The organism is Intrasporangium chromatireducens Q5-1 (genome assembly GCF_000576575.1).
GTDB lineage: Bacteria > Actinomycetota > Actinomycetes > Actinomycetales > Dermatophilaceae > Intrasporangium_A > Intrasporangium_A chromatireducens.
In genome coordinates this window covers 1-2,230 of record NZ_AWQS01000406.1, presented here as the reverse complement: position 1 = coordinate 2,230, position 2,230 = coordinate 1, and the positions used below count along the sequence as shown (strand labels likewise).

5 protein-coding genes are annotated in these 2,230 nt (G+C 69.3%); 4 read left to right on the top strand and 1 reads right to left on the bottom strand.

Features of this window, described 5'->3' with window-relative positions:
• The 4 genes from N864_RS21670 to N864_RS26290 all read left to right on the top strand — a co-directional run.
• Positions 1–401: HRDC domain-containing protein (locus N864_RS21670; protein ID WP_034722354.1), on the top strand; the 401-nt coding region annotated here is incomplete at its 5' end.
• A gap of 138 nt (positions 402–539) precedes the next feature.
• A complete protein-coding gene (locus N864_RS21665) occupies positions 540–785 on the top strand; it encodes a hypothetical protein (protein WP_034722350.1) in 246 nt (81 codons plus the stop codon).
• Between the two features lie 262 nt (positions 786–1,047).
• Positions 1,048–1,335, top strand: coding sequence for a WhiB family transcriptional regulator (locus tag N864_RS21660; RefSeq protein ID WP_034722357.1), 288 nt, complete (start codon positions 1,048–1,050; stop codon positions 1,333–1,335).
• A 65-nt stretch (positions 1,336–1,400) separates the two neighbouring features.
• Positions 1,401–1,535 carry a hypothetical protein gene (locus N864_RS26290; RefSeq protein ID WP_276203113.1) on the top strand — a complete coding sequence of 45 codons (135 nt, stop codon included), beginning with the start codon at positions 1,401–1,403 and terminating at the stop codon, positions 1,533–1,535.
• A 109-nt stretch (positions 1,536–1,644) separates the two neighbouring features.
• Here N864_RS26290 and N864_RS21655 read toward each other — a convergent pair.
• The coding region (locus N864_RS21655; protein WP_034722347.1) for an AarF/UbiB family protein at positions 1,645–2,230 on the bottom strand (586 nt) is incomplete at its 5' end.

Genomic DNA, 2,230 nt, shown 5'->3' with positions numbered 1-2,230 from the left:
CGACCTCCGCGGGCGCCGGCCGGCGCGGCCCCAAGGTCGCCAAGCTGGCCCACTGCCGCTCGTGCGGCGCCGAGCTCGCAACGGCGGCCGAGCGCAAGACCGGCCGCTGCGCAGACTGCCCGCCCACCTACGACGAGGCCACCTTCGAGCGGCTGCGCGAGTGGCGTCTGGCCGTCGCCCGGGAGGCGAGTGTGCCCGCCTATGTCGTGTTCACGGACGCCACCTTGACCGCGATCGCCGAGCGTGAGCCGGGCAGTGAGGCAGAGCTCGCAGCGATCTCCGGGGTCGGGGCCCGCAAGCTCGCGCAGTACGGCCCCGATGTGCTCGCGGTGGTGGCCGGTGCCGACGTCGAGTCGGTCGCCGAAACCCGCTCTGTCGCAAGAGAATCCGCCGGATCGTGAAGTTCGCTGAAAAAAGTTCGAAGAATCTCGGTAAATAAGTTGTTGCGCAGCGCTTCGACCGCGTAGCCTCTTTCGAGTCAAGCCCAGCGGCTCAGGTGGTCGGCTGGGACCCACGCAGACAGTGAGGAGGTTGGCCTGATGATGACGATCATGAACGCGATGAACGCAGTGTCCTGCGTCGTTTCCGCGCGTCCGCGTCCGGCTGGCCACACCATCCTCGCGGTTTCCGCTGTCACGGGCCAGGGGATCACTGTGTCCATCGCCCGCCGTGGGACGGCCGTCGCGGTTCTCGATGCCCCGCTCGCTGGGGACATCTCTGTCGATGGCCCCGCCTACAAGACCACCGATGTCGCTCGCTTCCGCCTCGGGAGGCCACCGGTCTGATTCCAGACCCAGGCTCCTCTCCAGGCCGCGAACCCGACATCACCGGGTCCGCGGCCTTCGTGTTTTCCGCGCACGTGCCGCTCCACCCATCACCACACCGACAGCGCCCCACCGGGCGCCAGACAGATACGGGACACCAACGATGACTCCCCGGATGACGAGCAGGACCGAGACCCGCACCGCCGGAGCGGGACTCATGCAGCAGGACACGAACGAGCGGGTGCGCCAGACCCCGGGCGCACCGGAGACGGAGGTGAACGCGATGCCGCTGACCGACATGATCGACCTCGGCACCCGGGCCGAGTCCCTCGGCGCGACGATCCCGTGCCGCGACTACGACGCGGAGCTGTGGTTCGCCGAGAAGCCCGAGGACGTCGAGTTCGCAAAGACGTTGTGCGGGCTCTGCCCGGCCCGCATCCAGTGCCTCGCCGGCGCCCTCGAACGTGAGGAGCCGTGGGGCGTGTGGGGCGGCCAGCTTCTCGTCCAGGGCGCGATCGTCGCCCGCAAACGACCACGAGGACGTCCCCGAAAGCACCCGGTCGCCGCATGATCGCCGGATCCAGGCCATGCGCGACCAGCCACCACAGACCAGCACCATTCCATCAGGAGATCACCATGAACCAGCTCGAACTGCTGGCCCGCGACCGAATCGAACAGCGCATCCACCGACGCGACCGCAGCGGAATCCGCCGCAGCGCCCGGTTGATCTCGCAGGAGATCCGTCGCAGCCGCCGTCACGCCGACAAGTGACGGACCGCCCAGGAGGGCGAACCACACAGCAACAACTGAATCGAGTGAGCGAGCCGCGGGTGACGCGAACGTCACCCGCGGTTTCGTTTTGTCTCGTTCCGGCGGCGGCTCAGTCGAGCGGGCCAACCGGTGGGAGGACGGCCCCGGGCAGGTGGGCGTTGACCGCCTCGCGCCCGTGCACCGTCCCGCCGAGCTGGCTCAGCACGCCGATGCCGCCACCCCACACCCGGTGGATGAGCAGGTACTCGGGCGGCAGGTTGAGCTTGTACGCGATCGCGTAGTTCGGCTGCCTCGGGTCGTTGATGTGGCTGAAGACGCTGCGCAGCCAGGCCCGGCTGAAGGTGAACGTGTCGGCGCGCAGCGGGGCGAGGAACGGCTCGAGGTACTCGAGCAGCCGCTCCGGGTCGAGGTCGATGTTCGGCTTGACGAAGCCGGTCTCCCGCAGTCCCTCGAGCAACGCCTCCGCGCCACCGCCTAGCGCGACCGTGACCAGCTCGCCGATCTCGGGCGGCATCCCGTCGGGCAGGCGGTTCACCGCACCGAAGTCGATGACGCCGAGCCGGCCGTCCGGCGTGATCCGGAAGTTGCCCGGGTGGGGGTCGGCGTGAAGCAGCCCGGCCCGGGCCGGGCCCGCGAAGAGGAACTCGAGGTAGAGCTGCGCCGCCGCGTCGCGTTCGTCCTGGGTGCCACTGGCA

Coding starts and splice junctions, on each gene's coding strand:
- N864_RS21665 (WP_034722350.1), top strand. CDS start 540: ATGATGACGATCATGAACGCGATGAACGCAGTGTCCTGCGTCGTTTCC.
- N864_RS21660 (WP_034722357.1), top strand. CDS start 1,048: ATGCCGCTGACCGACATGATCGACCTCGGCACCCGGGCCGAGTCCCTC.
- N864_RS26290 (WP_276203113.1), top strand. CDS start 1,401: ATGAACCAGCTCGAACTGCTGGCCCGCGACCGAATCGAACAGCGCATC.